We start from the raw sequence: 2,978 nt of genomic DNA, 5'->3' as shown, positions 1-2,978 counted from the left end.
CCTCATTCTGTTTCCAGCAGTTTGAGATTAAAAATATTTATTCAATCTCCTTTTTCATTAACTAAAGCCTATCTTTTTCGTTCATCTTTCACTCCATTGAGCTACCATTGTTGTCATGCGTAACTTATTCAGCAAGCCCTAGATACTGTTGGCGAAGTCGCACAGTCTTTGTTTTTTGTTCTTGCTGCATTTCCCCCTATTAATACTTTTTTGCTTTATGAGATTGATAATTACATTCCTCAGTAGGGATAGCTACAGGATACATGTAAAAACCTGAAAGATAGACCTCTAAAGCTTGCCTAGACTAGCTTTCATTCAAGGAAAATGAGCAATACGATCGCTGAAACCATTATTCCTCCGTTGTGGACACTTTCATGAGAACTTAGGATCTCCGTAATCTTAGTAATTCATGAGAAATTTTTATCAATCTACCACAGAATGCGGATTCTCGGCTTGGCGATTGATTGTGGCAGCTTATATCACTAGAAAATGGGCGATCGAGTGATGCTCACACCCACCTTTCAGGAGCTATAACTGTCGCCTACGGACGATCTTCATCGGCTAGAGTGTGATAATCGGACTTATATAAGCAAGGTTTTTGAGAGGTAGCAAATATTACTCACTCTGCTTAGTTGCCGCGCTATATATTTTTCGGCGTGTGTCTTGTTTGCTCGATCGCAGAGATATACCGCCGAAAAATGCCGCGCTATTTATTTTCCAATTTGCGACCGATCGCGATCAATTCTGTGGCGATTTGCTCCGGTGGCAACACAAAATCCACATGCCCCGTCGCAATTGCTGAAAGCGGCATCCTATCGAATATTGCCGTATCTTCATCTTGGGCAAATGTAATCCCACCGACTGCCTTAATTGCCGTCAAACCCAAGGTGCCATCCTTATTAGACCCCGATAAAACTACTGCAATCGCACAATTACCACGATCTGCCGCTAGAGAGGTCAGGAAAGCATCTCCAGGCATATATATACCAGAAACCTTCTCGCGAGGCGATAACTCAAATACGCCTTTAAATAGCTTCATCTGAGTATTTGGTGGAATTACATACACTCGATCTGGCTCTACTAACATCCCATTCTGCACCTGACTCACCAGCATTTTTGTGACCCTAGCCAAAATCTTCGTTAAGGAACTTTCTCCATTGGGTAACATGTGTTGAATCAGGACAAATGCCATCCCAGTATTAATCGGTAAAGGGCTAATTAGCTGAGTAAAAGCTTCTAAACCTCCTGCCGAAGCTACTATCCCCACGATTGGAAATTTAAATGTAGATGATGCTATTTGCATCTCGACCTCACTCAATTCAGACGAATGTTCAGAAGTCATCAGATTGAGCTATGTTGTTATAGTAATTTGAGAAGTTGAAATTTTTAGAGTATTAATCGATTAAGATTCTGTTCTACACAATCTTCAGATTTCCAGGGACATATTTCTTATTTTACCATTTCAGATAAGCATTTTAATAAGTCTTGACCTTTAGATACAGCTTTTACATGAATACTCGGAGCATAATCAACTTTTAAAAAACTTTTCCATAATTCAACCCATTTCTCTTTGCTCAGATAGCCATTACTAAAATAGCCAGGTTTAACCATCATTAATCGAGTAAACAAGTAATGGATATGAATTCAGTTTCAACGAGAAATCGTTGTTTCAGACGAACAAGAATCTCTTAGCATACAATTTTCCCATTTCGGCACGTTGATACCTATAGCGACTCTGGCTGGTCTTCCTCTCCTTCGGTAACGCTTCGTGTCGTGGCAAAGCCGTTAAGAATGATGCCTCTAATCAGTGATACTTCTGCATCCAAACCTTTGGCGTGATCTTCGTATTTTTCTACTGAACTTTGAAGATTGTATTTTTTCATCTGCTCAGACATTTGACGCGAGAATGTAATCTTTTCCTCCATTGCCCGAACAGCCGACCACAAAGCATTTTCAAGGTACTTCGTTTGCTCTGATAAAAACACTTTAGCCGTAAACGAGTGTCCGATATGACAGCGAAACCGCAGTGGATCTACTACGCCAATTTGCCAGATGCTGCCGTTGCATTCAGGGCAGGTGTAAGTTGTTCGAGTCCCAATCTTTTCTACATTCTGTATTAACTCTTGAGTATTCATCTGTTGCTCGGCAATATTGGATTCAATTTCGATTTCTGCGGTGACGGGGTAGGCTTCATCCTCGGCGGCAGGTTCCTTTGACAATTGCACTAGTAACTCGGGGATTTCTGCCAGGGGCAGGCAGTAATCGACTTTCACATACCGCAAGGCACTCTTGACCATGCTGGGGTATTCTGCTTCGTTCGGATCTTGAACTATCGCCACTCCTCCCCGTTTTTTGATGGCCTGTAACCCTACAGTGCCATCATCGAGATAGCCTGTAAGGATCGCACCCACCGTCCTAGTCCCATAAGCACGAGCGGCTGAACGAAATAACGCGTCGATAGCTGGTCGAAATCTGTTTTCTTGAGGCCCCCGCACCACGCGCATCGAGCCTTGATTGACCAACAGGTGACGATCTGGCGGCGCGACGTAGATTCGCCCTGTTTGAATCAGCTCTCCGTCTGACGGGTGGGATGCGGGAAGAGAGCTTACATTGGTAAGAATTTGGGGAAGAATGCTGGGCTGATCTGCTGCCAGGTGCTGAACAATGAAGATCGCAGCGTCTAGATCGGCAGGTAGAAGACCCACGATCGCGCCTAGTGCTTTAAGTCCGCCTGCCGAAGTACCAATAACGATGATGTCGTGTGTAGGCATAATATTCTTTTCAAAGCCGTAATTGAGCAGTATTGCTGCTTGTGAAATTCGCCCTTCTGTTAGCTTTTTCCAATTTAGCTGATTTAGTCCAGTTATTTAGATAAAAGGGTCAGGTCAACATGAGAAAGAAACTTAAAGCGATCGTTTCTTAATCCCAAGCCCATTAAAATGGGCAATATCACACCCTTGAAAACAAAAACTCCCGAC

Annotated in this window: 3 protein-coding genes; all 3 read right to left on the bottom strand. The window is 43.0% G+C overall.

From position 1 onward, the window contains the following. Positions 1 to 706 precede the first annotated feature (706 nt). Complete coding sequence (locus ACEW9J_RS17125; RefSeq protein ID WP_373546319.1) at positions 707 to 1,342, bottom strand: chemotaxis protein CheB; 636 nt, start codon at positions 1,340 to 1,342, stop codon at positions 707 to 709. Positions 1,343 to 1,449: 107 nt separating this feature from the next. Then, a complete protein-coding gene (locus ACEW9J_RS17120; RefSeq protein ID WP_373546318.1) occupies positions 1,450 to 1,629 on the bottom strand; it encodes a protein rep in 180 nt (59 codons plus the stop codon). Positions 1,630 to 1,724: 95 nt separating this feature from the next. Continuing rightward, complete coding sequence (locus ACEW9J_RS17115) at positions 1,725 to 2,771, bottom strand: chemotaxis protein CheB (protein WP_373546317.1); 1,047 nt, start codon at positions 2,769 to 2,771, stop codon at positions 1,725 to 1,727. Between the last annotated feature and the right edge of the window lie 207 nt (positions 2,772 to 2,978).

Origin of the sequence: Chamaesiphon sp., from assembly GCF_041737865.1 — a bacterium.
Lineage (GTDB): Bacteria > Cyanobacteriota > Cyanobacteriia > Cyanobacteriales > Chamaesiphonaceae > Chamaesiphon.
This window is presented reverse-complemented; position numbering and strand designations above follow the sequence as displayed.

Excerpts from the sequence above, each read along its gene's own strand:
- ACEW9J_RS17115 (WP_373546317.1), bottom strand. The coding sequence starts at position 2,771 with ATGCCTACACACGACATCATCGTTATTGGTACTTCGGCAGGCGGACTT.
- ACEW9J_RS17125 (WP_373546319.1), bottom strand. The coding sequence starts at position 1,342 with ATGACTTCTGAACATTCGTCTGAATTGAGTGAGGTCGAGATGCAAATA.